The organism is Acidobacteriota bacterium, from assembly GCA_035471785.1.
Taxonomy (GTDB): Bacteria; Acidobacteriota; UBA6911; order RPQK01; family DATIPO01; genus JANQFM01.
The window spans coordinates 1-25588 of record DATIPQ010000088.1; the positions used below are offsets into that span (position 1 = coordinate 1).

Below are 25588 nucleotides of genomic sequence, written 5' to 3' on the forward strand. Positions count from 1 at the left end.
CAGCCGGGCGCAATCCTCAAGAACGACACCGAGTACATCCTCTTCTTCCGTAAGGGAGGCCAGTATCGCTCCGCCTCACCTACCCAAAAGGCACTGTCGATGCTGCAGCGGGAAGAACTCCAGGCTTGGCTGCGATCAATCTGGACCGATCTGCCCGGGGTTTCCACCAGGAATGGCCACCCTGCTCCCTATCCAGTAGAATTGGCCGAGAGGCTGATCCGCCTGTTCTCCTTCGCCGGCGATACGATTCTGGACCCCTTCCTGGGTACGGGCAGCACCACTTTGGCGGCCGCGCGGGCCGGACGAAACTCCGTCGGCAACGAAATCGATCCAACCTATCTCTCTCTGGCCCAGGAACGGATCGAAATGGAGTTTCGGCAGACTCACCTGCTAGGGGCCACCAAGGCCGAACTGATTCAAGATGAGATACCGTCTTCTTGAGGAATTCCGCGGGTTGTTCGACGGGCAAAGATACCTTCACAGGAGAGCAACCCTGGGCGATTGGGTGGCTCTCCATCTGTACGAAGACTTGGTGACACTGAACCGCTCTAAGAAGTTCGTAGACCGCGTCGAGTCGGGCCAGCGAGTCCTTCATGGAAAGAATACGATTCAGGGTGTCAAAGCTAGGCGGGGCGACGGTACCTTGGGCGAGCCGCTTCCAGGCCAAGCTCCCGTTTTTGACCGTGGATATCGAGTTGCCAGGGGACCTATTGCGACCGTAGAAATCGGCGTGGAAGTCAAGATCATTGCCAAAGCCATGCTGAAGCAGATTGACCGAGTGTGCGGAGACTTGCTGCGCCAAGCCAACGAGTTCGGAAGATCGGGAGGAAGTCCCATAGCCGTGGCAATCGTGGGAATCAACCACGCGGCCAAGTATGTTGGCTTCGAAGGCAGCCGCAGCTTCCCCACCACCGGGAGCTCCGGTTTCCTGCACCCAATGCAGGAGGCACGAAAAGCCGAGGTCCATCTGAGGGAAAAGGTCCAGCCAAACGTGGAACATTTCCTCATGCTCCGATTCAGGGCCACCAATGTTGCTCCCTACACGTTTGAATGGGTGGACGAGGAACAAACCTCCAAGGACTACGGTGCCATGCTGGTGCGTGTCAGCGCAGCTTACGAACGGCGCTTTTAGGGACAGGCAGCGACGGCCGACCGTGCGTGTGTGGGGGCAACCTCACCGAGGGTTCGAATCCCTCCCTCTCCGCCATCCCCTGCGCGCTTGCCCTCCGCTTCTCCTCAAGAAGGCTCTTCCCCAGGGACCACCAATAATCGCCGGCACATGCCGGTGCACCTGTGGACTCCAGCTATGCGAGCGGCCCTGGGGGACGCCCATGCATTTTCCAGTGTGAACCGGCAGGCCAATCGCTGCATGGATCAAGGCTGCGGCGCATCCCGCTAGCGATCCAGCATCATCAAGTATGCTTCTTGCAAACACTGATGGTATAGTTGGACATGGTTTTGCAAGGGTGAAGCCGGGTATCCGATCAAGCAGCATCGAGAGGAGGAGTTGACCATGGGCCGTGTTTTCAGGTTGTGTTTTGTCGTCGTGCTGAGTCTGGTGGTTTTGTCAGTGCCCGTCCTTTCCAGCGCGTCCTTCTTTCCCCCCATCGGCTGTTCCGCTGACGGGTTCTGCAATACGTCCTGCGTTTCCGATCCCGACTGCGGGCCTCCCCAGTGCGTCCACAACGCGCCCTGCAGCGACGATGAGGACTGCCAGCCTCTGGGATTCTGTGCCGTCTACCGCCTGTGCGTGTGCACGGGATGACGGCTCCATCCCCGGTTCTCTCCGGCGATGATGGCCCGCCTTCGAGTTGGTCGAAGGCGGGCTCGAACACCGTGTAAAGGGCATCGGCGCGAGCCGAAGCCGCCTGAGGGCCATCTTGGAAAAGATGCCGAAGAATCGCGGCGAAGCTCGCGCCCGCAATGGCTGGACCCGGCAACCGCTCGATGAGGTTTTGGAGCATCCAGGGCTGGACGGTTGACGGGCGCAGTAGTTTCGCAAATTCACCTCTACTCCCTTTCTATTTCTAGATCGGTAGGGTCCCTGTCAGGCCGCCGGTCGGCGCCGCAATCGAGACCCTGCCTGCCTTCGAGGAGCATCCACCCAAACAATCCAGAGAGACCTATGCTTGATGTCTGCACCTTGCTTTCACTTGCCTTTTAAGCATTTTTGGTATTTACTAGTTTGACGCGTTCAATTCCCAGAACTGACCAACACCTGCCTTTTTGAAAGGAGTACCGTATGAGACACTTTGGACGTATTCTTCTTTGCTTGTGCCTGCTGCTGGGTTTCTCTGCCGTTTCGTTCGGGCAAGAAGAGGATCCGGTCGCCCAACTGGCCGACATCATGGATGAGATCAATCTGGCGCTGGACGGTCAAGGGGCCAACTACCGGGTAGCCATGGCCGAAGCCATCGTATCGACTGATTCCCAGCACCAGGGAATCACCCTGATCGCCTCGAATGTCGGCAATAAGCAATTGTCCTCTGACTTCGTTCCCTTCGACGCCAGAAGAGCCTGGAGCCTGCCTGACCCCGCCGGAGAGGACAGCATCACTTACGCCGTGGACACCACGGGTGACGCGGTACCGGTCTTCGGCGGACTGACCGGAGCTGAAACCGACGCCGCCATCGACCGTGCCATGGGAACCTGGGACGGCGCGAGATGTTCCTTCATGCCCATCATCCGCAACCCGGATTTCGGCATCGACATCGGCGTCATCGCGTTTATCAACGGACTGGGCGGAAGCCCCTTCATCTTGGCCGACGTGCAGCACGCCGGCTGGCGCGACATCAACTTCGGCGGAGGAGTCATCGGAGTCACCTTTACTTTCATCTTCGTTTCAGGCGGAATTCCGACCGACATCGACAACAATGGTCTGACCGACACCGCCTTCCGCGAGATCTATTATGACCCCTCCTTCAACTGGGCCGACGACGGCATCAATAACGTGGACGTCGAGACGGTGGCTCTGCACGAAGCCGGCCACGGCCTCAGCCAAGCCCACTTCGGGAATGTCTTCATCGTCCAGAGCAACGGAAATCTCGTTGCCGCTCCGCGAGCGGTCATGAACGCCGTCTATCTGGGTCCGCTGCGCGATCTGCAGGGCACCGATAAGGGAGGACATTGCAGCATTTGGGGCGAGTGGCCTCAGAACTAATCACAAGCTGCCTGACACCACGCCCCGTAGCCTGGTGCAGTGCGCCGGAAGTTTTGAGCCACCTTGTCGCGTTATCCCACGCTTTCAGCGTTCAGACCTTGGCCGTCTGAAACCCAGGGTGGCGCCGCCGTCTCGCTGCGCTCGCCGCGGCTGACCCTGGGCTGGCGAATCGCTCGCCTTCAGCGAGCCCGGACTTGACTTTCAACACAGTCGCTGCCTGCCCTCCGTAGCCTTTGGCGGAGGAGGGGGCTGGCGAATCCGTCCCTGTCAGGGACAAGAAACGGAGGGCCCCGGCTCAGAACTTATGACCGGCAGCACTAGGCTGCGGGGCGTTGCCCCTCCAATGCGGCGTCGACCTGGCGGATCCACAGCCAGAGAGCGATGATGACCAGTCCGATGATGACAAGGGCCACGAAGAGACCCGTGCGGCGATAGCGCAGTTCCTCAAAGGCCTCTTCTCCAGCCTCTTTGGCCGACTCGGCGATCCCCACCCCCTCATTCACCGTCTCCTCCACCCGAGCCGGAACCAGCGAATGCACCAGGTTGCGGGCCAGAATGACCTTTTCGTTGGCCGAGCGCAGGTCGAAGAGGGCCGCACTGACCTCCATCCCGGCCTGCTCGGCTCGCACCAGGAGAGCGCGGGCCTCCTCGACTTGAGCCGCCAGCGAAGAGATGTCGTCGGCCATGGAATGAGCCGTCTGCATGCCGGCGTCGCCCTCTTCGTGACACTGCAGACATGCCGAATCTTCCCCCGCCAACAGGAACTCGCCCGGCGCTTTGACCAGATGGTTGTCATGGCAGGTGACGCAGGCGCTGAATTCAAACATCTCGAAGATGCTCTGATGTGAACTCTCGGAAAAGAGGTCGCGCTGCACCCCGTGGCAATTGCCGCACACGTTGGCCACCGACTGCACTCCCGGCGGGGTGGCGCCGTGGTTGCCGTGACAGTCGTTGCAGGTGGCCGCCCCCAGATCCTGTCGATCATAGAGCGCCATCCCGTGAACCGACTGCTTGTAGAGGTCCATTTGGTCGATGGGAATCTCGTAAGCCGCCATCTTTTGGGCATCTGAATGACAGCCCGCACAGGTGTCGGCCAGCTTGAGCGGATGCACCGGAGCCAGAGGATTGGAGGCCGAAAGAATGCCGTGCACCCCGTGGCAATTCACGCAGGTGGCCACATTGGCATCGCCTTCGGCCAGGAGCTGCCCGTGGACGCTGGTCCGGTACTCGGCAACCTGGTCGATGCGCAGCGAGGGATCGAAGCGGCGCATGTATTCGGCCGAGGAATGACACGATCCGCACAGATCCGGCACGGCGGCTCTGGCGGGAACCCCCTTGTAGCCCCGCTCAGGGCTCATCGAGACCTCCTTGTCGCGGGCGCTGGGGTCGCCGCCGTGGCAGGCGGCGCAACTTAGGCCGGCTTTGGCGTGAACGCCCCGCTTGAAAGGTTCCACCATGCTTCCGATGGGAGTCTCGGCGAAGACCTCGTGACAATTAACGCAAGTATCCTGCCGGGCAGAGTCCGGTTGGGCCGACAGGGAGTACGATGCCGGGGCCGCCGACAGCGCGGCGCAGGCCAGGAGAAGAGATGCAGTTCGTTTGAGGTTCATCGAAAAGGCCCTCCTACAAGTATCCGACCAACGTCATGACGGCCATGTAGATCACCGCCAACACGCCCAACAGCGTCAACAACCCGGGACGTCCCAGGCGCCGCGCCAAGTAATCCCAGAAGGGCACCACGATCAGCGCCAAGGCAGCCGCGCCAAAGCCCACAACTCCCAGTGTCTCGCCTTCAATGCCCAAGACATTGGACGGGATGATCTTGAGGGTTTCGAACATGAAGATGAAGTACCACTCGGGACGGATGCCCTGGGGCGCCGGCGCGAAGGGATCGGCCTTGCTGCCCAGTTCCCAGGGCAGGAAGGCGCACAGCGTGACCAGCACGGCCAGCAAGATGTACCAGGCCATAATGTCGCGCAGCAGCACGTTGGGGAAAAAAGGCAAGGTCTGGTAGGGCTTGCCGATCATCTTGGGAGGCACGCTCATGCCATGCTTCTGCACCAGCCCCAGGTGAAGCAGCAGCAAAAGGGTGGTCAGAGCCGGCAAGACGGCCACGTGGAAGCCGAAGAAGCGGGTCAAGGTGGCGCCCGTCACCTGCTCTCCTCCCCTCAAGAACACCATCAGCGGATGGCCGATGAGAGGGACGGCGCCCACGATGTCGGTCCCCACCTGGGTGGCGAAGTAGGCCAATTCGTTCCAGGGCAGAAGATAGCCGCTGAACCCGAAAGCCAGCATGAGAAAGAGCAGCAGAACTCCGCTCATCCAGGTGATTTCGCGCGGCTTGCGATAGGCCTTCATGAAGAAGGTCGTGAAGAGATGCAGGAAGGCCATCCCCACCAGCAGGTTGGCCGACCAACTGTGCATGGAGCGAATCAGCCATCCGAACTCAACCTCGGCCACGATGAACTGAACGCTCTCATAGGCCTCCTCGGCGCTGGGACGGTAGTAAAGAAGCAGCAGGATGCCGGTCCCCAGTTGAATCATGAGCAGGAACAAGACCGCGCCCCCCAGAAAGTAGGCCCAGGAGAAGCGGTGTACGGGAACCTCCTTATGAACCGCCAACCGGCGGATGGAACTCAACTCGAGGCGGTCTTCAAGCCAATGCAGGATTCTGGTCGCCATCGCCATACCCCTTTCCTCTTTTGCGCTTGCTTGTCAGGACACCTTGGAGACGATGATTTCTCCGCCCACCTCCTGCACGCTGTACTCCTCCAGCGGGCGGGGAGGCGGTCCCGAGATGGGCACTCCATTGAGATCGTAATGACCTTCGTGACAGGCGCAGTAAATGTGCTGCAGGTCGGGACGGTACTGGACGGTGCAGTCCAGGTGGGTACACATCGCCGAGTAGGCCTTGAGAGAGCCGTCAGGGCGGCGCACCACCAGTCCCGGGCGCGAACCGAAGCGGAAAATGCGGCCCGTGTTGGGCGCCAGGTCTTGGGACGACCCAGCCGAAACGCTCAAGGCGCTGGCCTCTGGTTTGTCAGGTGGAATGAGGAACCGGAAAACGGGATAGAAGACACTCAAAAGGGACGCGGCGATAGACCCCGACAGAAAAGCCTTGAGCAGGCTTCGACGCTTGGGCATGGGACACCTCCGGATTTTTTGCCGGCCGCAAGATGGCGGCGGGAAGCGGCCACGAATACCGAATCAGGGCCAAAGAGGTGGAACTTGAACAGGCTTCACCTGAACGATCTGCAGATGCACCAGACCGCCCCCATGAAGCTTCACATGAACCTGCAATGGCCGGCTCGGAATCGGCTGCCGCCACTGAAAAACATGATGACGGAGGGGTATAGGCGAGTCAAGCAACTGGAACAAAAAAGTCTCCGCGGGCGCAAATGAGGTTTGCCTGGGGAAAAGTCAGGATCTATAATCACTTCGATAATCGACCCTTGCAAATTGCTCGATCTCGACTGCGCCTGTTGACATTGCCCGCGCGAGGGCCGATCGGGAACCTTGCGGCACGCACCTCAGTCAGACCAGGCTCTAGAAACGGGTTGGACGCTTTTCACGCACCACGCGCCAACCCAAACGGACAGGGAGGTAGCGTAATGAATCGGCTCACCTGTTGGAAACTCGCACTGCTCATCGTCATTTCTGCTTGGGCGGCCGGCTGCGGACCTTCCCAGCCCCAGCCCGAGCCGCTCGCTCAGATTTCTGCCGACAAGGTCCACAGGGCCTCCGACTGCGGACGCTGCCACAAGTCGATTCACGCCGCCTGGCAACAGTCGCTGCATTCCGCCGCCGTCAGCGACCCGCTCTTCCAGGCCTCCTTTCAAGAGGCTCTCAGCGAGTTTGGGGAAGGGGCCCGTCAGATCTGCTTGCGCTGTCATGCGCCCTCGGCACTCATCAACGGCGACTGGCAACTCGAGCAGGCCGCCACCCGGGACGGCGTTTCCTGCGACTTCTGCCATTCACTGATCGGAACCGACCTGTCTCAACCCGATCACCCCTTCGTCCTCGACACCGGACCCACTAAACACGGGCCCGTGAAAGACGCCTCCTCTGTAGGACATCCGGTCGCCTACTCCGAGTTTTTCGAGACTTCGGAGCACTGCGCCGGCTGTCACCAATACACCAATCCCAACGGAGTGCTCTTGCTGGCCACTTACAGCGAGTGGCAAAGCTACGCGCAGGCGGGAGGCGACAAGACCTGCCAGGAGTGTCATATGCCTAAGATCGCGGCCCAGATCGTCGATCCCAAGGTGGTGCGGGTAGAAGGCGGTTTCGTCAACCTGCACGCCATGCCCGGCGGACACTCGCTCGATCAGCTCAACAAGTCGATCCGCTTGCGCATCACGCAGTTGGAGCCCACCCGCCAAGGCCTGCGGGCGGTGGTGCAGGTGCGCAACACGGGAGCCGGCCACGCGGTCCCCACCGGCATTCCGACCCGCAAGCTCATCCTCACCCTCAAGGCGGTCACCGAAGACGGCCGCGAGGTGCGCGAAGAGCGGACCTACGAGCGCATCATGGTGGATGCCCAAGGCGAGGAAATCCTGAGAGACTCGCAGGTCTTTTTGGAGGCGGTCGAAGAAACCCTGGACAACCGCCTGGCTCCCATGGAGGAGCGCTTGGAGACTTTCCAGCTTAATGTCCCCGGCGACCAGAACATCACCGTGACGGCTACGCTCAGCTACTACTACTCGCCCCTCAACGAGCCGGAAACGGAACACCGTTTCGATTTCATGTCCGATTCGCGCCGACTGACCCGGCGTTTCGGAAGCTGAGCTGACGGCACTCGTTACTTCGAGTTGCCGTCGCCGGACTCGGCGGCTTCACCGCGGCCGATCATGGTTCCCGTGCCTTGGTCGGTAAAGACTTCCTGAAGGAGGGCGTTGCGGCGTCCGCCGTTGATGATGTGGGCGCTGGCTACGCCCCTCCGCAGCGAGGCGGCGATGGAAGTCAACTTGGGGATCATGCCCGACGCCACCCGGCCCTCCTCCAGCAGTCCTTCAACCTCGCTCACCGACAGGTATGAAATCTTGCTGGAGGGATCCTCCACCCGGGCCAACAGGCCGTCCACGTCGCTCAGCAAGATGAGCTTCTCGGCCCCCAGGTGGACGGCGATTTCCGAGGCGATGGTGTCGGCATTGATGTTGTAGACGTTGCCCTTATCGTCGGCTCCCAGCGAAGAGACCACGGGCAGATAATGCTGGTCGAGAAGCAGGCGCAGCAGCTCGCCGTCGATCTCGACGATATCGCCGACGTGGCCGTAGTCGACCAGCTCTTCGCGGCCGGTGGTCCGGTCGAGACGCTTTTGAAGCTGGCGGCGGCGGGCCCGGATGATGTCTCCGTCCAAGCCTGAGAGCCCCACCGTGCGCACGCCCAGTCCGCGCAGGGCCGAAAGCACGTCGGTGCGGATTTTGCCGGCAAAGACCATCTTGGCGATTTCCAGCGTGGGAGCGTCGGTGACCCGTCGTCCGTCCACGATGGTCTGGGGAACGCCCAGTTTTTCGGCCAGTTCCGACAACTGCTTTCCGCCGCCGTGAACCACCACCACCCGAAAACCCACCTGATGGAAGAGTGCGATCTCTTCGGCCAGGGAGACCAGGTTGTCGCGGCTGTCGGTCACCTTTCCCGACAGTTTGATCACGAAAGTCTTGCCCTTGAAGCGGCGGATGTAGGGCAGGCTCTCGCGCAGCAGTTCCATGCGCTTGGGACTTCGGCTTGTCACCGGACGCACTCCTCCAATCGGTTCAGGACAACATCAGCGAGAGCAGCGTCTTCTGCAGATGGAGGCGGTTGCTGGCCTGTTGGATGACGATGGAGCGGGGGCCGTCCAGCACCCCGTCGGTGGCCACCACGTTGCGGCGCACCGGCAAGCAGTGCATGAAGACGCCGTCCGAAGCGGTCTTCTCCATCAGGTCCTCGTCGACGATCCAGTGGCGGTAGTTGGAACGAAGCTGGGCCTCTTCCTGCAGGCGTCCGTAGTAGGGCAGGCTGGCCCAGCTCTTGGCGTAGACGACTTCAGCCCCGCTGCAAGCGTCCTCCAGGTTGTCGGTGACCTTGACGCTGCCTTCATTCTCGCGGGCCCTCAGCTCGACCATCGACATCAGCTCCCGGTCGAGCTGGTATTCGGGCGGACAGGCGATGGTGAGGTTCATGCCGTACTGGGCGGCCGTCAAGGCGAAGGAATTGGCCACGGCGGCCGGCAACGGACGCGGATGATAGGCCCAGGCCAGCACCACCTTGCGCTGATCCACGGTTCCGAAGCGCTCATTGATGGTCATCACGTCGCCCAATCCCTGCAGCGGATGCTGGGTAGACGACTCCAGGTTGATGATGGGGACGCTGGAATACTTGTGGAAAGCGCCCAGCACTTCTTCCTTCTTGTCCCGCTGATAATCCTGCAGGGTCGAAAAACAGCGCACGCCGATGGCGTCCAGGTAGCTGCTGAGCACGGGCGCCGCTTCCTTGATGTGCTCGGCTATCTCGCCGTCCATGACCGCTCCCTCCCGGAACTCCAGCGTCCAGGTTTCACGTCCCACGTGCAGGGGAACCGGCACGCCTCCCAACTGCTGCACGGCGATGGTCATGGAGGTGCGGGTTCGCAGGGAGGGATTGAAGAAGACCAGTCCCACGGCCTTGCCGGTCAGCGGGGTGCCGGGATCGATTCCCCCGTGCTTGTGCTGCACGGCCAGATCGATCAGTTCGGAAAGCTCGGGACGGCCCACCTCGGCGGTGCTGAGAAAAGACTTGCCCCGGAAGGCCTGAACCAGGCGGGGCGAGGCGTTAAGAACGGCTCTCTTATTCATGACGGTCTCCCATTGTAGGGATGCTCAACCTCGGCTGTGTAGAATGCAAGATGGATGGCGCCCCGTCAACTGGCCAAGACCCGCAAGAAGTGATCAATTTCCCTGGCCTGAAGCGTCAGCGGAGGCAGCAGCCGCAACACGTTCGGATTGCCGGAGAGCCCCGTCAAGATGCGCTCCTGCAGCAGCTTCTGCTGATAGGCAGCGGCCGGAGTCTCGAACTCGATGCCGATGAGGAATCCTTCCCCCCTCAAACGCTTGACGCCGGGGACCCGCTGCAGTCCCTCGGCCAGGTATCGGTGCTGACGCACGACGTTGTCGAGCAGGCCCTCTTGCTGGATGGCTTCCAGCGTGGCCTGCATGGCGGCGCACACCAGCGGATTTCCTCCAAAGGTGCTTCCCAGATCGCCGTGGGCGAGTTGGGCGGAAACGCCGGGGGCGCAGAGGACGGCTCCCATGGGCAACCCCCCGGCCATGCCTTTGGCCAGGGTCACGATGTCCGGGAGGACCCCGTGGCGTCCGGCGTAGAAGAGCGTCCCGGTGCGTCCGAAGCCGGTCTGCACCTCGTCGTATATGAGCAGGCTGCCGGCCTGGTCGCAGAGACGGCGCAGGCCGCGGAAGAACTCGGGAGGCGCTGTGTCCACCCCGCCCAGGCTCTGCACCGGCTCCAGGATGACGCCGGCGACGTCGCCCCCGCTCAGCACTCGTTCAACGGCTTCAAGGTCGCCGAAATCGACGAAGTGATGATGGGGCAGGTTGGGCTGGAAGGCGGCCCTCATCTTCTCCATGCCGGTGGCCGAGAGGGCCCCCATGGTGCGCCCGTGGAAGCTTCCGTTGAAGGAGAGAATGCCGGGTCGCCGGCGCGTCATGCGGGCCAGCTTGAGGGCGTTTTCGTTGGCCTCGGCTCCTGAGTTGATGAAGAAGACTTTGTCCAGGCCCCGGGGAGCGGCCTCCACCAGCTTGGCGGCGGCCGAGGCGCGGGCCGGGTTGTAGACCAGGTTGGAGTAGAAGATGAGGCGTCCGGCTTGACGCTGCACCGCTTCCACCACGCGGGGATTGCAGTGGCCCACGGCGCACACGGCATGGCCTCCGTAGAGGTCGAGGTAGCGTCGGCCCCGGTTGTCGTAGACCCACACGTCCTGGCCCCGCTCGATGACGAGCGGATAGCGCTTGTAGACGTCCAGGTGGCTGGCGTCCTCGATGCGGATGATGCTGTCGTTGTCGGCTTGCGGCTTCATGGATGGCTCCCGGTAAAAACCAGTCCGGCAGTCTGAGGCAGGCCGAACATCAGGTTCATGTTCTGGACGGCCTGCCCGGCGGCGCCCTTGACCAGGTTGTCGATGGCGCTGAAGACGATCAGTTCGCGTCCTTCCGTCACCCAGGACAGGTCGGCGCAGTTGGTGTTCTTGACCCAGTTGACGTCGGGCGAATGGGACCTGATGCGGATGAAGGGCTGGCCGCGGTAAAGCTCATCGAAGGCCGTTTCGACCTGCGCCTGGGCTCGGTCGGCCTGCACGTCTTCTTTAAGGAGGCAGTAGAGAGAAGCGAAAATGCCTCTGACCATGGGCGCGGAATGGGTCTGCAGCAGCGGTCCGCCGTCCCACTCGGGATCGGCTTGGCGCAACAGTTGACGGATCTCGGGCAGGTGCTGATGGCGGAAGGACTTGTAGGCAAAAAAGCTGTTGCTGCGGCGGGGATGATGGGTGGTCTCCCGCGCCTGGGCGCCCGAGCCCGAAGATCCGGTCTTGGCGTCGGCGACGACCCGGTCTTCGATCAGCCCGGCGGACACCAACGGGTAAAGCGCCAATCCCACCGCGGTGGCGAAGCAGCCAGGATTGGCGACGCGCCGGGCTGAGGCGATGGCGGCGGCGTTGATCTCGCTGAGTCCGTAGACGAAGCTGTCGAGGAGCGCGGCATCCGTTTCGTGTCGGTAGTGAGCGCGTGCTTCCTCAGGGTCGCGCAGGCGAAAGTCCCCGGCCAGGTCGATGAGCGGCAGGTCGGCAGGAAGCTCCGGGACGACCTGAGCGCTGCGGCCATGGGGAAGAGCCAGAAAGAGCAGGTCGAGGCCATGCCAGTCGATGGACTCGTCCAGAGAACGAAAAGCCAGCTCGGTGAGTCCGCTCAGGTTGGGATGGGCCTCTTCGACCGGTTGCCCGGCGCGCCGCTCCGAGCTCACCAGACACACCTCCGCCTGGGGATGCAGCAGCAGGATGCGCAGCAGTTCCCCGCCCCCGTAGCCCGATCCGCCGGCGATGGCCACGCGCAACTTGCGGGATGCCTTGGCGGCGGCGCCTAGTGCCCGGCCTTCCATTGCTCCAGCCTTTCTTCGACGATGCGGTGAAGACGCTCGCCGCTGCGCAGGGCGTTGGCGGCCGCCACTCCGAACTCGCGCTCGATGTACTCGACGCCCATCTGGGAGTCGGTGGCCGAACCCGAGAACACGTCGATGCGGATCTTCTTCTGACGCAGCAGTTGCAGTCCGCCCCAGGCTCCCACGAAGTCGCCGGCGCAGAAGACCAGAGCCGCGCAGCGGTCCAAAAGGGCCTGATCGTCGAAGAGCGATTCCACCTCGTAGAACCCCAGCAAGCCGTCCCCCATCTCCAGCACGATGGCGTCGGGACCTGCCTGGCAGAGGTGGGAAATGATGGTCTTGGCCAGCGGCGCCAGGTCGTCCAGGCCCACCGTGGAGGGCAGGCCGCAGTCGAGAAAGCTGAGGGTCTTGACGGCGCCGTGATCCTGCATGTCGAGGGTGTCGCGAAGGGCGGCCACTCCCGAAAGCTTGGCCCCCGCCACCCTGCGTCCGCGGCGGGTAAGCTGCTTGATGATCTCGGTGGCGGCCTGGGTTTTGCCCGAGTTCATGCAGGTGCCGGCCACGATGATCAGAGGCGGCGAATCGGAGACGTCCCCGTTGCAGGGCAGGGCGGTCTCGGAGATATTGAGGACCTGGCCGTGACGTCCCGCCATCCCCAGCAGCTCGGCTTCGATGGGACGTCCCATCTCGTGATGACGGCCGGTGCAGCGTCCGATGACGCCGCCCAGGCTGAGGACGTGGAGGCGGTCGTGGGACTGGAGTCGGCGGGGCACGTCGCCCACGAATCCCTTGAGAGCGCGGCGCCGCCCCAGCACCCCCACCATCACGTCGCCCGGATTGAGGCGGGCCAGCCGCCCGCTGGTCAGTTCCAGCTTGTTGTAGGTGGGGTTGTCGGTCAGGGTCCGCACCACCACCGCGTCCCCTACCCGGGGAGGCTGGGTCGGCAGCAGATCCACCTCCTCTTCGATGCCCAGGTTGATGGTGCTCGAAGCCACCTTGTCGACGCGCAAGCGCGTCCACCGGGCGGCGGGCCCGCTTCTATTTCTAAGGGTCTCGGTGTTGGTCATGGTTTTGCCTTTCACCCCTTAAGGTGGCGCGGGGCGGTCTGCTCGGAGGCGGCCAAAGCCCGCAGTTTGAGTCTGAGGGCGTTGAGGCGAATGAAGCCCTCGGCGTCGGACTGGTCATAGACGGTGTCCGACTCGAACGTGGCCAAGGCGGTGGAGTAGAGCGAACCTGGAGATTTGCGTCCTGCCACGATGCAGTTGCCCTTGTAGAGCTTGACCCTGACGGTTCCGCTGACGTTTTCCTGGCTCTGCTCTATGAGGTTTTTGATCAACTGGAACTCGGGAGAATACCAGAGGCCGTAGTAGATCAGTTCCGAGATCTTGGTCCCCAGCGAATCGCGCAGGTGCATGACCTCGCGGTCCATGGTGATCGACTCCAGAGCCCGGTGGGCAATATGCAGGATGGTGGCGCCCGGCGTCTCGTAAACGCCTCGCGACTTCATCCCCACATAACGGTTCTCGACCAGGTCGGCGCGTCCCACGCCGTGCTCGCCGCCGATTTCGTTGAGCGCCTGCAAGAGGGAGGCCGGTGAAAAGGCCTGGCCGTCCACCGCCACCGGAAGGCCTTTCTCGAAAGCGATCTCCAGATAGACGGGACGGTCGGGTGCCCGCTGGGGAGAACGGGTCAGCAGGAAGATGTCCTCGGGCGGCTCCAGCCAGGGGTCTTCGAGAAGGCCTCCCTCGAAGCTGGCGTGCATGAGGTTGCGGTCGATGGAGTAGGGCTTGTGGCGGGTGGCCGAGATGGGAATGCCGTGCTCCTCGGCATAATCGATGAGCGAAGAGCGCGAATCCAGCTCCCAATGGCGCCAGGGCGCCACCACTTTGATGGACGGTTCCAGGGCATGGTAAGTCAGCTCGAAGCGGACCTGGTCGTTGCCCTTGCCGGTGGCCCCGTGGGCCACGGCGTCGGCCCCCTCGGCGCGCGCGATCTCGATCTGCCGCCTGGCGATGAGAGGACGGGCCAGCGAAGTTCCCATCAGGTAGACGCCCTCGTAAACGGCGTTGGCCTGCACGGCGGGAAAGACGAAGTCGCGCACGAATTCTTCCCGCAAGTCTTCCACGTAGAGCTTGCTGGCTCCCGTCTTGAGCGCCTTGGCCTGCAGGCCGTCGAGTTCCTCGCCCTGACCCACGTCGGCGGCATAGGCCACCACCTCGCATCCGTAGGTCTCCTTGAGCCACCGCAGCATCACCGAAGTGTCGAGTCCGCCCGAGTAGGCCAGTACGATCTTGTTGATTTTCTGCTCTTGATTCATGTCTTTTTTCACTTGCCTTGAGGACTGAACATCTTCACGATCTTGCGTATGGCTTCTTTTTGAGAATGGCCGTCGCGGCAAGCCACGAATATGGTGTCGTCGCCCGCCAGGGTGCCCACCACCTCGGGCAGGTCCTTCTCGTCGATGGCGAAGGCCAGCATGGAGGCCTGTCCGGGCTGCGTCCGCACCACCGCCAGGTGATCGCCCGCCCTGTCGATGCGCAGGCTCATCTCACCGGTCACGGTGGGCAATTCCAGCTTGGGCAGCCGGTAGCGTCCGTTGACCTTGACCGCCCCCAACTCCACCAGATCGCGCGACACGGTAGCCTGGGTGGCGGAAATGTTCAACTCCTCCAGGCCGTCCACCAACTCCTGCTGGCTGCCCGCTCCGCCTTTGCGCAGCATCTTGCGGATCACCTGCTGCCGTTCTTCCTTTTCGTGCCTGGTCCCGTTCTGCATAATATGCCCCCTCACTGCATAAAACGAGCATATATTCATGCATATTTCAGATGCGCTGTCAAGCGCCGGCTAGACGCTGGAGCCAAGGCAGTCGAGGAAATCTTTGATGATGGCGGCGGTCAGTCCCCAGATTTGGGTGTCGTCCTGCCAATCCCAGAAGTAGACGCGTCTTGAGCGGCCTTGGCGCCGGTAGCGTTGGCTGCGGGGCGGGTTTTCAGTGAAGAAGTGGAAGGGGACCTCCAGGATGCGGGCCACTTCGCCGGGATTGGGGGCGGCCTGCCAGGGATCGCGCAAAAAGCCCACGTAGGGCCGAACCAGCGTATCGGTCACCGCCATGTACTCGTGGAAGGGGCCCAGCAGGCGCACCTTTTCGGAGGCGATGCCCACCTCCTCTTCGGTTTCCCGCAAGGCGGTGCGGCGCAGACGTTCGCCTCCCTCCCGGTAACCTCCGGGAAAACTCACCTGTCCCTTGTGGGTGGCGACCGTCTCGGTGCGCTGAGTGAGCAGGAAGTGAGGCTGGCCCGCCCTCTGGAAAACGGGCATGAGCACGGCCGCCCGCGGGCGGTCCTGCAAGGCGAGACGCCGGGGACTCAAGTGGGTCAAGCGTTCTTCGATCCGCTCAATGGAAAACATACTGGCACCGAGTCAGTCGTCGAAACGCGCCGCGATCAATCCGATGGCGAGAGAACCGAGGAAACCGAAGAGGTTGTACCAGAGAAAGGCCACCTGGATGGTTTGATCGATGAGGAAGACGGTTCCCATCCCTCCCAGCAGGCTGGCCACCCCCGCCTTGGGACCGGCTTTCCTGGAAATCATCGAAATCACGAAAACGCCCAGCAGCGAGCCGTAGAAATAAGAGCCCACCTTGTTGACCAGTTCCACCACCGAGCCGGCGCCCGCGAACTGCATGGCGGCCACCGTTGCCGCAATCCCCCAAAAGAGAGTGGCCAGGCGTCCGGCCCGCAGCGAGGCGGCGTCATCGGCATCGGGCCGCAGCCAGCGTTTGTAGAGGTCGACGATGGTGGCCGAGGAAAGGGAGTTGAGTGCCGAGTCGGCGCTGGACATGGCGGCGGCGAAGATGGCGGCTACCAGCAATCCCAGGATGACGGGAGGCAGGTTGTTGAGAATGAAATGGGGGAAGACGTAGTTGGTGTCGCGGTTTTCGGAGGCGTTTTCCAGCAGCAGCTTGCGGGCCTCTTCGCGGGCTTGGGCGACCTGGCGAACCGTCCCCTGGAAGCGGGCCAACAGTTCGGGGCTTTGGCGCGGCGATCCCTCGGCCTCGGCCAGTTGGATTGCCAGCCGGCTGCGCTCTTCCACCAAGCGGTCGTAGCGCTGCTGGATGGGCTCGATCTGGGCCGCGAAGGTCTCGCTACGGGCCAGCGCTACATGATCGGGGTTGTAGAGCATGGGGCTGCCCAGGACCGTTCCGTAAAGGTAGAGCAGAGCGCCCAAGAAGAGGATCAGCACCTGCATGGGCACTTTGGCGAACGCCGACAGCAGCAGCGTTTTGCGCGATTCGTCGGCGGTGGGATTGGTGAGGATGCGCTGAACCTGGCTCTGGTCGCAGCCGAAGTAGGAGAGCATCAGGAAGATGCCGCCGAAGAATCCCGACCAGACGTTGTAGGTGTCTTGCCAGAAGGTACTGGTGGCGCCTGCCGCCGACTTCCAATTGGGAATCATGTCCCAACTGGCCGGCTGCAGTTCCAGCGCGTTGAGCTTGCCCGAGGCTCCCATCACGCGCAGCATGTCCATGAAGCCCATGCGGGGCAGCAGTTCCCACAGCAGGATGCCCACGCACAGGAAGAGCCCGAAGAAGATGACCGTCATCTGCTTGACGTCGGTCCAGACCACGGCGTTGATGCCTCCGGCCATGGTGTAGGCCGTGGTCAGCAGTCCGATGAGGATGACCATGAAGGTGAGATTGAACCCGGTCATGGCCGAAAGCACCACGGCGGGGGCGTAGATGACCACTCCGAAGGCCAGGCAGCGGGAGATGAGAAAAATGACGCTGGCCAGGGTGCGGGTGGCGGGCCCGAATTGTCCTTCCAGGTATTCGTAGGCGGTGAGGATGGGGTTCTTGCGCAGCAGGGGCACCATGAAGATGCAGAGCAGGATCATGGCGAAAGGCAGTCCGAAGTAGGTCTGCACGAACTCCATTCCGGTTTCGTGGCCCTGCCCGGTGGTGCCGATGACGGTGATGGCCGAAGCCTGGGTGGCCATGACCGAGAGTCCGGCGGCCCACCAGGGAATGGTGCGTCCGCCGGCGAAATAGCCTTCCAGGTTCTCGCTCTGAGCTCCGCGCCGGGCGCCGTCCCAAACAACGTAGGCCAGAAAAGCGAAAAAGACGATCCAGTCGATGGCGCTCACAAGACGGCTCCCACGGGAATGTTGAAGGACTGGGTAAACCACAAAAGCAGGATCATCCAGAGCAGCGCCAACACCGCTACCCACCAGTAAATCTTGCTGCTGAGCTGGCCCTTTTTCTTCATTGGCTCAGGAGTGTACCACGTGGATTTCACGCCCACGAGGGGAGGCGCGTTCCCCTTTCTCGGCCTCCCCAGAACAGACGGAAAGGTCAGGACGAACCGATCTGGTCGACCTCTCCGCGCAGGTCGAGCTGGGTCACCAGGCGATGCAGATAGTTGGGATGGATGCCCAGCGACTTGGCGGCCTTGGTGAAGTTGCCCCCGGCCCCGCGCAGGGCTTTGAGCAGGATGTCCTTGCGGAACTGCTTGATGGCCGCGTGATAGCGGGGCGAATAGCCGCCTCGGGCCGTGCCCGTCTCCAGAATGTGTTCGGGCAGGTCCTCCGGCTGAATGAACTCTTCGCTGCCCATCACAACGGCCCGCTCGATGGCGTTTTCAAGCTCGCGCACATTGCCGGGCCAGGGATAGTTGATGAGGCATTCCTCGGCCTCAGGCGAAATGCCCAGGACTCGACGGTTCGACTTTGATCCGTGCTTGACGGCGAAATGGTTGGCCAGTTGGGGAATGTCTTCGATGCGCTCGCGCAGGGGAGGCGCGGTAAAGGAGACCACGTTGAGGCGGTAATAGAGATCCTCGCGGAAGGCCCCTTCGCTCATGGCTTCCTCCAGGCTCTTGTTGGTGGCCGCAATGAGCCGGATGTCGACCCGGATGGGAGAGGTTCCTCCCACCCTCTCGAATTCGCTTTCCTGCAGGACGCGCAGCAGCTTGGCCTGGTGTCCCAGGGCCAAGTCGCCCAACTCGTCCAGGAAGACGGTGCCCCCGTTGGCTATTTCAAGCTTGCCGCGCTTTTGTTTGACGGCCCCGGTGAAGGCCCCTTTTTCGTGTCCGAAAAGCTCGCTTTCCAGCAGGGCCTCGGACAGGGTGGCGCAGTTGATGGCTACGAAAGGCTTGGCCGAGCGGGCCGAGTTGAGGTGAATGGCGCGGGCCGCCAGCTCTTTGCCGGTGCCGCTTTCGCCCCGAATCAGGACGGTGGAATCGGTGGGAGCCACCTTCGAGATGAAACGGTAGATCTTCTCCATGGAGGCGCTGGAGCCAACCATGCCGTGCTTGATGTCGCTTCCCCGGCGCAAGCGCCTGTTTTCGTTCTTCAGCCACTCGATGTTGCGGGCGTTTTCCAGGGCCACCGCCAGTACGCCCGAGATGGCGCTGAGAAACTGCATCTGATCTTCGCTGATGGGCTCGCCTGCCGGCTCGGTGGCCAGGTAAAGGGCCCCCACCATCCGCTCCACAGCCGTCAAGGGCAGGCAGAGGACGCTCGATCCCGCCTGCCGGCCTTCCCGCAGACGCACCAGGAGAGCTTCCCGCTCGCGCAAAGCCTTGGTCACCAGTTCGCGCTGCACCGGGACCGAATCGGCATTCTCGTCGCGCCGCCTCCATCCGAAAACCGAATCGAACTGCTCAGGCGTTTCTCCCACCAGCAATATGGCGCCGCTGTCGGCCGGAACCACCTCGCCCACCACTTCCAGCAAGCGCCGTTTCAGGGGCTGCAAGCCCTGCACCTCGCCGATGGCGTTGCTGATGCGGAAAAATGCCGCCAAGTCGCGGGCCATCAGAGCCATGGGAGGAGGCGAAGCCAAGAGGCGGTCTTCGCGCAGGTAGCGGGAATCCTCAGGCTTGAGCTCCACCAGATGGCCGTCCCGCTCCTGCCCTGAGTTACTCTTCGCCATATGCACACCTCACCGGATCCTCCTTCGGCCTCCCGGCGGCTTCACTAGAGCATCATAAACCCTGGCACCCTACAAGTCTAACCTAAAAGATAGATAGACTCGCAGAAAAGATAGCATCGGGAGCCTTCAAGGCGGGGCGGAACAAGGTGTCGCCCACGGAGTCCATCGGGCCTATAACCCCTTGAAACGGAGGAGAAGCGCCCAGCGGAAGATCAAGCCGGCGGTCAGGGGAGCTTTTGGCATGCAATCTGCTCTCGATCAGAGCGACGGACGATAGCCTCAGGAGACGGGTCAGGCCCTCCGACGCCGCCGCTCCTGGTTACTGATAGAGACTCGATTTCGAAGATCGGGTGCCGTCCCAGTTGATAAGCGGAGGCTAACTATAAACCCTACGTTCGAGAGGCCCTCCTCCCGGGGCCTCTCGTCGAGAACCTCCCTACCACCAATCCCGAACGTCCGCCACCGCAAGTCAGGCGGACGGCGCCCAGCCGGGCCGGAGTCACACTTCCGGCCCGGCTTACTTTTGGGCCCCCTCGGGAAGCGAGCCGTCCTTGCTGAAGTGCAGGGTGTCGACAGGACAGACGGTGACGCAGATTCCGCATCCGATACAGGACGAGTTGCCGTTGTCCAGAGTCTGCTGCTTGAGCGCAAACTTCATAACGTCGATTCCCACCAGGCAGTTGCGCGAGCATTCGTTGCAGGCGATGCACTTCTCATTGGAGGCGATGTGATAGCGGGAAATGCCCAGCTTGCTGTAGATCCAGGAGTTGATCTGCATCATCTTGGCCAGCGGACACCAGTAGCGGCACCAGATCTTCCCGCCCATGAAAGGGTAGAGGGTGACGGGGAGGATTCCCACCAGCCATACGTCGGCGACGATGCGGTAGCCGTAGATGCTCCAATCGGCCGTTTGATAGAGACCGGTGAGGTCGCGCGTGAGCATCGCCAGGGTGACAGCGAAGGCCGCCACCATAACCCAACTTCCCATCCTTTCCCAGCCGATGGAGGCCGGGCCCTTGGGAGCGTAGTGGCGCCAACGGTCGCCGAAGGTTTCAGCCAGTCCGCCGCAGCCGCAGATCCAGGAGCAGTAGCGCTTGCCGTGGAAGAGCACCAGGATGGGGATGAGCACAAAGGTCAGCACCACCCCCCAAACCACCCAGATGACATGGGGATCGTAGAAGAAGGTGTAGAAGAAGAGGGGCCAGGCATAGACGATGCCGTAGGCCCGCCAGGCCTGGTCGGCGAATTGGGGATCGTTGGCCAAGGCTTGGCCCACCCATTGGTACTCCACGGCCCAGCGGAAGAGGAATTCGGGGACGATGAAGAAGAAGGTCCACTGAAAGGCCAGCAGGCTGACAAAGCGCCAGACTTGGAAGCGGTCTTTGCGGTCGAGCCCCCAGCGCTTCAGAGCTTCCAGCCCGAAGACGGTCATCAACGCCGTGTACATCACCGTGTACCAAAAGGCCCAGGAGCGTCCGAAGAAGCTCATCGAATCGTAGCCCCATCCGGTGTAGGGCCAGAACTCCTGTCCGCTGCCCACCTTGATGCCGTAGACGGAATACCAGCAGAAAAAGGAGAGTCCCAGCCAGGACCAGCGGTTGCCCGCCAGGCCGGTGGCGATCAGGCCCGCGGCCCCGGCGCCGGCCAAAGCCAGGGCCAGGCCCGCATAGGCGGACAATGCCGACATCTGCAAGGGCGCCGGGCCGCCCATCAAAGGACCGGCGAACCACAGGGCCAGAAGGGTCAGGGCCGTCAGTCCCAAGGCTGCCAGCGCGCTTCCCGACCACTCGTTTTCCATGCGCACGCCCAGGCCTTTAAGGAATTCCACCGGCACTTGGGAGCCGATGAGCACGAAAGCGTGATCGCTCCTGACTGTTTTTTCCTCCTCATGTCCGCCGCGGTCGACGGTCAGCTCCGTCTGGCCCTGGCCGAAGCGGGTCACCTGGGAGTGGAAGATGACTTGGATGCGTCCCTGGGAGATGGCTTGATCGAGTTCCTTCTTGTTTTCCTTGAAGACGCGGCTGAACTCTCCGCCCCGGTAGGAGACCACCACCTTGTTGCGCTCGCTCAAGGTCAGTGCCGCTTCAACGGCGCTGTTGCCTCCGCCCACCACCAGGATCTCTTCGTTCTCGTACTGCTTGGGGGAATAGAGCCGATGATAGACGCGCTCCTGGTCTTCCCCCGGCACCTCCAGTTTGCGCGGGTTGCCGCGCATGCCGGTAGCCAGCACCAGACGTTTGGCCTTGTAGAGATTGCCTTTTGAAGTGCGGGCGTGGAAAAGTCCGTCTTGGCGCTCGGCTTTCTCCAGTCCCTCCTCGACTTTAACGTCGAGGCCGTTCTCCTCCACGATTCGGTGCCAGCGTGCGATCAGGTCTTCCTTGCGGGCCCCGTCCAGCCACAGCTTTCCCTTGGGGGGTTGCTCATCGGGTTCGGCATAGACCCACTTGCCCTCGGGGAAGTTCTCGATGGTGTTGGCGATTTTGCTTTTCTCCAGCAGGAGGTATCTCAGCCCCTTCTCCTGAGCCGCCAGCGCGGCGTTGAGTCCGGCGGCGCCGGCGCCGACGATGAGGACGTCAAGCACCTCGTCGTGGCCGGCGCCCCGGCCGATCTCGGGCTGGGACGCGATGTGCTCGATGACCTCCACTCCTTGCGACATGGCCAGCTTGATGACGGGAGCCCCAGCCAAATCTCCGATGATGTGGAGGTTCTTGACGCTCGATTGAAAGTTCTTGCCCAGGGCGGGGCGCTGGCCCTCCCCGTTGCCGCTGGTGAGGATGGATTCCAGTTTGTGGCGAATTGGCAGCACGTTATACCTTTCGTCGATAGTTCTCAATCGGCCGCCAAGCGGGCCTCGGAGGGCGATGCCGGATGCAGGCGGGCTCCGCAATGCGGGCAGGACTCGGCGCAAGGATGCAGGGAGGCTCGGCAGGAGGGGCACTCGACCGGACTGCGCGTCGACGGCACCTTGCGCAATCCTGCGGGCACTCCGTCCGGACCCGCCGGGCGGCCCGCAGGAACCACGCTCACCAACAACAGGGCTGCCACATTGCCCGCCAGCCCGGCAAGGAACCAGGGCAGGGGCGACAACGACTTGCCGATGGCCAAGTAGCCGCAAGCCGCGCCGCAAAGCAATCCCGCCAGGACGTAAAGGCCCAGCCACAGCCAGAGGTCGGCCAGTCCCCGCGGCGACTGGGCGCCTTCGTCGAAAAGGGCGGAGCGGGCCTCGATCTTGGATAGGTAGGCCTGAGGATGGTCGGCGAATGTTGCAAGCATTTCCTCGGAAACGAAGAACCTGCGGCCTTTGTAACGGATTTCCACCATCTGGCCGTGGTCAACGGCCTTCCCGCACACCAGGCACTGCTGCCCCCGAGCCGGCTCGCGCTCCAAGACCTCGTAGGGCTGTTGGCGGGCCAGAACCGCCCAGGCGGATCCCGGCAGCGTGCAAGCAACAAGAACGAGAAGGCAGCACGCCCTAACGACCAGCTTAGAGGGCAACGGAGCACCATTCCCGGCCCGAAGGAGTAGACCCATGGTCCTGTATTATGCCCCGTTCTCAAGAGACAGGGAAAGGACTGAGGCAAAGCGTCCGTCCAAAGATCGCGGGACGGCTTGACCTGGGGCGGCGACTGAGTATGATTGAGGCGATTGCGGACCGAGGCCTTAGGCGGCGGCTTTCCAGCAAAGTCCCGTGAGCACTGAATTCCTGGACCTGCAACCGCGACTGGCGGCAAACACGAGGACTCACGGCCCGGCCGCGAGTTTTCGTTTCTCCCGAAGAAAGATATGAGCGACAAGCAATCGGTCGTCTTGCGGATCCTCTACCTGGCCGCCATCCTCTACCTGTTCTTCGTCTCCCTGGACATGATGGGCGTGGCCTTCAAGGCCTTCGGCAGAGAATTCGCGGAGGCCTTGATTCAGGGAACCAGCAATCCTTTCGTGGGCCTCTTCATCGGCATCCTGGCCACCACCCTGATCCAGAGCTCGTCCACCACCACCAGCATGACGGTGGGAATGGTGGCCTCGGGCGTGCTCACCATCGAGGGGGCCATACCGATCATCATGGGCGCCAACATCGGCACCTCGGTCACCAACACGCTGGTTTCACTGGCCCACGTCACCCGTCCCGTGGAATTCCGCAGGGCCTTCGCCGCCGCTACCGTCCACGACTTTTTCAACTGGATGGCGGTCCTGATCCTCTTTCCCGTCGAGTACTATTTCGGCTTCCTTTACCGAACCGCCACTTTTCTGGAGCAGGTGCTGGAAGGCGGCGGAGGGCTGCAGCTCTTCAATCCGCTCAAAGCCGTGGTCGAGCCCACGGCCGAATTCGTGCACGGCTTGACCGGCTCCGGAGCCGCCACCCTGATCCTCGCCCTGGCAGGCCTCTTTTTCGCCTTGCGGGGCCTGGTGCGGCTGCTCAAGCAACTGCTTTCCGACAAAGCCGAAGAAGTCCTTCACAACACCGTTTTCAGATCGGCCTGGAGCGGGCTGGCGGCTGGAATCGTCATCACGGTGATGGTGCAGAGCAGTTCGGTCACCACCTCCACCGTGGTGCCGCTGGTGGGAGCCGGGGTCTTGACGCTGGCCCAGATCTTTCCCTTTACCCTGGGAGCCAATATCGGAACCACGGTGACTCCCATCCTGGCCGCGCTCTCCACCGGAAACGCCGCCGCCCTCACGGTGGGACTGACCCATCTGATGTTCAATGTGACCGGTACGGTCTTGATCTATCCCTTCAAGCCCATCCGCAGGATCCCTATTTTCCTGGCTACCAAGTTGGGCGAGATGGGGGCCCGCAGCCGTACGCTGGCGGGGGGCTACATCGTCATCGTCTTCTTCGGAATCCCGCTATTGCTGTTATTCTTGTTCGGGGACTTCAGCACCCAGCCGGCAGAGCCGGCTGCGGCGCCACCGTCCCGAGAGGCCCCAGCGCCTCAACATGGATGATCTGGAGGAGTCATGGGCTCATTGCTTGAATCGCTTTTCGGCAGCGGACAATCGGAATTCCTCGACATTTGCTTCAGCGAATTAGGCGAGATGGTGGAGCAGTCGGCCAAGATGTACGACCTGGCTCTGGCGGCCCTTCTCGATAATCAAGACCTCGACAAAGACCTGGAGGAGATGGACGACGTGGTCGACGAAAAGGAAGCGGAAGTGCGTCGCCGCATCGTCGAGCACCTGGCCATCAATCCCGCCAAGGACCTGGTGGCTACCCTTCTGCTGGGCAACATGGTCAACGACGCCGAGCGGCTGGGAGACTACTCGCGCGGTCTGGCCGAGCTGATTCCTCTGGCCCGCTCGCCCCGTCAAGGACCATTCGCCCAACGGCTCAAGGATCTTTCCAGCCAACTGCGTCCGCTCTTCCCACGCACCATCGAGGCTTTCAAGCACGACCACCCCCGGCAGGCCCAAGAAGTGATGGCTGATTGCCGAAAGATGAAGAGCCGTTTTCTCGACTACACCAACGAGGTGGCGTCCAGCGACCTGAGCGCCGACATGGCCGTGGTCTATGCCTCGGCTTCCCGCATGATGCGGCGCACCAGCTCGCATCTGAGCAATCTGGCATCAGCCGTCTGTCTGCCCTATCACCAGATCAGGCGCGACGACGAAGACGCCTAGGCCGCGCAACTTCCAACTCTCAAAGGCCAACTCCCAAGGCGGAACAACCGGTGGCGGCCGGCGGTGCGGTTGACAGCGGCGCCTTCACAACGCCATCATTTCGGGTTAAGCCTTGATATGACGACCAAGGAGATTAGCGGTGAATATGTACCTTAAAATATTGTCGCACCCAATTTTCAACAACCTGGGTTTCCACATGCCTATGATCGTCGACCTGTCGCATCCCCTCATCCTCCTCACGGGAGAGAACGGCTGCGGAAAGTCGACTTTGCTGCACTCGATGTACTATTCCTTTCGGGGGGAGGAGGTCCCCAATTACGTCTACAAGACCTCCATTCCCGAGATCGAGGGTCAGAAGGTAGTTCTCTTCGATGCCGAGCAGCACAATCCCCGCAACAACCTGGATGCTTTGGAGGTCGACGAGCAGGCCCGCGAGTTCTTCGAGACCGCCAGCCACGGCCAGGTCATGCTTCACCTCTTCCAGGAGACCTTTCCTTCCTTGCCAGACAAGACGGTGCTGCTGCTGGACGAGCCTGAAATGGCCCTCAGCGTCTCCAACCAGAGGCGCATCCTCAAAATGCTCAAAGAGCTGGTGGACGATAAGGACATGCGCATCGTGGCTGCCACCCACTCACCCGTCCTCATCGACAATCCCGAGACCTACGTGATCGACCTGGACAAGCACATCAACCGCAACGAGCTGCGCACCGACATGGCCGTGCCGGGTCAGAGCCAGATTCACTGACAGCGGGTGAAGCGCC

Annotated in this window: 24 protein-coding genes; 8 read left to right on the top strand and 16 right to left on the bottom strand. The window is 62.1% G+C overall.

Annotated features, from left to right (window positions below; all coding sequences use genetic code 11):
- From VLU25_12495 to VLU25_12510, 4 genes are all read left to right on the top strand, one after another.
- On the top strand, window positions 1-441 hold a 441-nt coding region (locus VLU25_12495), incomplete at its 5' end, for a site-specific DNA-methyltransferase (GenBank protein ID HSR68749.1).
- Window positions 422-1132 (top strand): hypothetical protein, encoded by a 711-nt coding sequence (locus VLU25_12500; protein ID HSR68750.1) that lies wholly within the window; start codon window positions 422-424, stop codon window positions 1130-1132. The genes VLU25_12495 and VLU25_12500, both read left to right, overlap by 20 nt.
- 381 nt (window positions 1133-1513) lie before the next feature.
- Window positions 1514-1765 (top strand): hypothetical protein, encoded by a 252-nt coding sequence (locus VLU25_12505; GenBank protein HSR68751.1) that lies wholly within the window; start codon window positions 1514-1516, stop codon window positions 1763-1765.
- Between the two features lie 477 nt (window positions 1766-2242).
- Window positions 2243-3160 (top strand): hypothetical protein, encoded by a 918-nt coding sequence (locus VLU25_12510; protein ID HSR68752.1) that lies wholly within the window; start codon window positions 2243-2245, stop codon window positions 3158-3160.
- Window positions 3161-3477: 317 nt separating this feature from the next.
- Here the strand turns inward: VLU25_12510 and VLU25_12515 are convergent, their stop codons facing one another.
- Genes VLU25_12515 through VLU25_12525 form a run of 3 tightly spaced genes read right to left on the bottom strand, consistent with a single transcriptional unit; the run spans window position 3478 to window position 6304 of the window.
- Window positions 3478-4770 (bottom strand): cytochrome c3 family protein, encoded by a 1293-nt coding sequence (locus VLU25_12515; protein HSR68753.1) that lies wholly within the window; start codon window positions 4768-4770, stop codon window positions 3478-3480.
- A gap of 13 nt (window positions 4771-4783) precedes the next feature.
- Complete coding sequence (locus tag VLU25_12520; protein ID HSR68754.1) at window positions 4784-5842, bottom strand: cytochrome bc complex cytochrome b subunit; 1059 nt, start codon at window positions 5840-5842, stop codon at window positions 4784-4786.
- A 33-nt stretch (window positions 5843-5875) separates the two neighbouring features.
- Window positions 5876-6304 (bottom strand): Rieske (2Fe-2S) protein, encoded by a 429-nt coding sequence (locus VLU25_12525; protein HSR68755.1) that lies wholly within the window; start codon window positions 6302-6304, stop codon window positions 5876-5878.
- Between the two features lie 467 nt (window positions 6305-6771).
- Here VLU25_12525 and VLU25_12530 point away from each other — a divergent pair, with 467 nt between their 5' ends.
- A complete protein-coding gene (locus VLU25_12530) occupies window positions 6772-7947 on the top strand; it encodes a multiheme c-type cytochrome (protein ID HSR68756.1) in 1176 nt (391 codons plus the stop codon).
- A gap of 14 nt (window positions 7948-7961) precedes the next feature.
- Here the strand turns inward: VLU25_12530 and argB are convergent, their stop codons facing one another.
- The 13 genes from argB to VLU25_12595 all read right to left on the bottom strand — a co-directional run bounded on the left by argB (window position 7962) and on the right by VLU25_12595 (window position 22706).
- Window positions 7962-8894: an acetylglutamate kinase gene (gene argB, locus VLU25_12535; protein HSR68757.1), complete on the bottom strand. Its 933-nt coding sequence runs from the start codon at window positions 8892-8894 to the stop codon at window positions 7962-7964.
- Between the two features lie 22 nt (window positions 8895-8916).
- Complete coding sequence (locus tag VLU25_12540) at window positions 8917-9975, bottom strand: N-acetylornithine carbamoyltransferase (protein HSR68758.1); 1059 nt, start codon at window positions 9973-9975, stop codon at window positions 8917-8919.
- Between the two features lie 65 nt (window positions 9976-10040).
- Window positions 10041-11210 carry an acetylornithine transaminase gene (locus tag VLU25_12545; protein HSR68759.1) on the bottom strand — a complete coding sequence of 390 codons (1170 nt, stop codon included), beginning with the start codon at window positions 11208-11210 and terminating at the stop codon, window positions 10041-10043.
- Window positions 11207-12283, bottom strand: a complete 1077-nt coding sequence (argC, locus tag VLU25_12550) for an N-acetyl-gamma-glutamyl-phosphate reductase (GenBank protein ID HSR68760.1) — start codon at window positions 12281-12283, stop codon at window positions 11207-11209. Before argC ends, VLU25_12545 begins: the two co-directional genes overlap by 4 nt.
- On the bottom strand, window positions 12265-13350 hold the full coding sequence (locus VLU25_12555) for a hypothetical protein (protein ID HSR68761.1): 1086 nt from the start codon (window positions 13348-13350) through the stop codon (window positions 12265-12267). The genes argC and VLU25_12555 overlap by 19 nt, the downstream gene beginning before the upstream one ends.
- Before the next feature lie 11 nt (window positions 13351-13361).
- Window positions 13362-14600: an argininosuccinate synthase gene (locus VLU25_12560; protein HSR68762.1), complete on the bottom strand. Its 1239-nt coding sequence runs from the start codon at window positions 14598-14600 to the stop codon at window positions 13362-13364.
- Between the two features lie 8 nt (window positions 14601-14608).
- Window positions 14609-15058 carry an arginine repressor gene (locus tag VLU25_12565; protein ID HSR68763.1) on the bottom strand — a complete coding sequence of 150 codons (450 nt, stop codon included), beginning with the start codon at window positions 15056-15058 and terminating at the stop codon, window positions 14609-14611.
- A gap of 69 nt (window positions 15059-15127) precedes the next feature.
- Window positions 15128-15691, bottom strand: coding sequence for a CoA pyrophosphatase (locus VLU25_12570; protein HSR68764.1), 564 nt, complete (start codon window positions 15689-15691; stop codon window positions 15128-15130).
- A gap of 12 nt (window positions 15692-15703) precedes the next feature.
- Window positions 15704-17425 (bottom strand): sodium:solute symporter, encoded by a 1722-nt coding sequence (locus VLU25_12575; GenBank protein ID HSR68765.1) that lies wholly within the window; start codon window positions 17423-17425, stop codon window positions 15704-15706.
- Window positions 17422-17547, bottom strand: coding sequence for a hypothetical protein (locus VLU25_12580; GenBank protein ID HSR68766.1), 126 nt, complete (start codon window positions 17545-17547; stop codon window positions 17422-17424). Before VLU25_12580 ends, VLU25_12575 begins: the two co-directional genes overlap by 4 nt.
- Before the next feature lie 86 nt (window positions 17548-17633).
- A complete protein-coding gene (locus VLU25_12585; protein HSR68767.1) occupies window positions 17634-19211 on the bottom strand; it encodes a sigma 54-interacting transcriptional regulator in 1578 nt (525 codons plus the stop codon).
- A 517-nt stretch (window positions 19212-19728) separates the two neighbouring features.
- Window positions 19729-22017, bottom strand: a complete 2289-nt coding sequence (locus VLU25_12590; protein ID HSR68768.1) for an NAD(P)-binding domain-containing protein — start codon at window positions 22015-22017, stop codon at window positions 19729-19731.
- Between the two features lie 23 nt (window positions 22018-22040).
- Window positions 22041-22706 carry a hypothetical protein gene (locus VLU25_12595; protein ID HSR68769.1) on the bottom strand — a complete coding sequence of 222 codons (666 nt, stop codon included), beginning with the start codon at window positions 22704-22706 and terminating at the stop codon, window positions 22041-22043.
- 288 nt (window positions 22707-22994) lie between these two features.
- Between VLU25_12595 and VLU25_12600 the strand changes: the two genes are divergently transcribed.
- From VLU25_12600 to VLU25_12610, 3 genes are all read left to right on the top strand, one after another.
- Complete coding sequence (locus VLU25_12600) at window positions 22995-24155, top strand: Na/Pi symporter (protein ID HSR68770.1); 1161 nt, start codon at window positions 22995-22997, stop codon at window positions 24153-24155.
- A gap of 12 nt (window positions 24156-24167) precedes the next feature.
- Window positions 24168-24827 carry a PhoU domain-containing protein gene (locus VLU25_12605; protein HSR68771.1) on the top strand — a complete coding sequence of 220 codons (660 nt, stop codon included), beginning with the start codon at window positions 24168-24170 and terminating at the stop codon, window positions 24825-24827.
- Between the two features lie 145 nt (window positions 24828-24972).
- A complete protein-coding gene (locus tag VLU25_12610; protein HSR68772.1) occupies window positions 24973-25572 on the top strand; it encodes an AAA family ATPase in 600 nt (199 codons plus the stop codon).
- Window positions 25573-25588: the final 16 nt, after the last annotated feature.

Bases quoted from the DNA above. Each gene is read 5' to 3' on its own strand.
- VLU25_12500 (HSR68750.1), top strand. From the start codon at position 422: ATGAGATACCGTCTTCTTGAGGAATTCCGCGGGTTGTTCGACGGGCAA.
- VLU25_12605 (HSR68771.1), top strand. From the start codon at position 24,168: ATGGGCTCATTGCTTGAATCGCTTTTCGGCAGCGGACAATCGGAATTC.
- argC (HSR68760.1), bottom strand. From the start codon at position 12,283: ATGGAAGGCCGGGCACTAGGCGCCGCCGCCAAGGCATCCCGCAAGTTG.
- VLU25_12515 (HSR68753.1), bottom strand. From the start codon at position 4,770: ATGAACCTCAAACGAACTGCATCTCTTCTCCTGGCCTGCGCCGCGCTG.
- VLU25_12585 (HSR68767.1), bottom strand. From the start codon at position 19,211: ATGGCGAAGAGTAACTCAGGGCAGGAGCGGGACGGCCATCTGGTGGAG.
- VLU25_12600 (HSR68770.1), top strand. From the start codon at position 22,995: ATGAGCGACAAGCAATCGGTCGTCTTGCGGATCCTCTACCTGGCCGCC.
- VLU25_12505 (HSR68751.1), top strand. From the start codon at position 1,514: ATGGGCCGTGTTTTCAGGTTGTGTTTTGTCGTCGTGCTGAGTCTGGTG.
- VLU25_12565 (HSR68763.1), bottom strand. From the start codon at position 15,058: ATGCAGAACGGGACCAGGCACGAAAAGGAAGAACGGCAGCAGGTGATC.
- VLU25_12520 (HSR68754.1), bottom strand. From the start codon at position 5,842: ATGGCGACCAGAATCCTGCATTGGCTTGAAGACCGCCTCGAGTTGAGT.
- VLU25_12545 (HSR68759.1), bottom strand. From the start codon at position 11,210: ATGAAGCCGCAAGCCGACAACGACAGCATCATCCGCATCGAGGACGCC.
- VLU25_12555 (HSR68761.1), bottom strand. From the start codon at position 13,350: ATGACCAACACCGAGACCCTTAGAAATAGAAGCGGGCCCGCCGCCCGG.
- VLU25_12525 (HSR68755.1), bottom strand. From the start codon at position 6,304: ATGCCCAAGCGTCGAAGCCTGCTCAAGGCTTTTCTGTCGGGGTCTATC.
- VLU25_12580 (HSR68766.1), bottom strand. From the start codon at position 17,547: ATGAAGAAAAAGGGCCAGCTCAGCAGCAAGATTTACTGGTGGGTAGCG.
- VLU25_12540 (HSR68758.1), bottom strand. From the start codon at position 9,975: ATGAATAAGAGAGCCGTTCTTAACGCCTCGCCCCGCCTGGTTCAGGCC.
- VLU25_12560 (HSR68762.1), bottom strand. From the start codon at position 14,600: ATGAATCAAGAGCAGAAAATCAACAAGATCGTACTGGCCTACTCGGGC.
- VLU25_12610 (HSR68772.1), top strand. From the start codon at position 24,973: ATGTACCTTAAAATATTGTCGCACCCAATTTTCAACAACCTGGGTTTC.
- VLU25_12570 (HSR68764.1), bottom strand. From the start codon at position 15,691: ATGTTTTCCATTGAGCGGATCGAAGAACGCTTGACCCACTTGAGTCCC.
- VLU25_12510 (HSR68752.1), top strand. From the start codon at position 2,243: ATGAGACACTTTGGACGTATTCTTCTTTGCTTGTGCCTGCTGCTGGGT.
- VLU25_12530 (HSR68756.1), top strand. From the start codon at position 6,772: ATGAATCGGCTCACCTGTTGGAAACTCGCACTGCTCATCGTCATTTCT.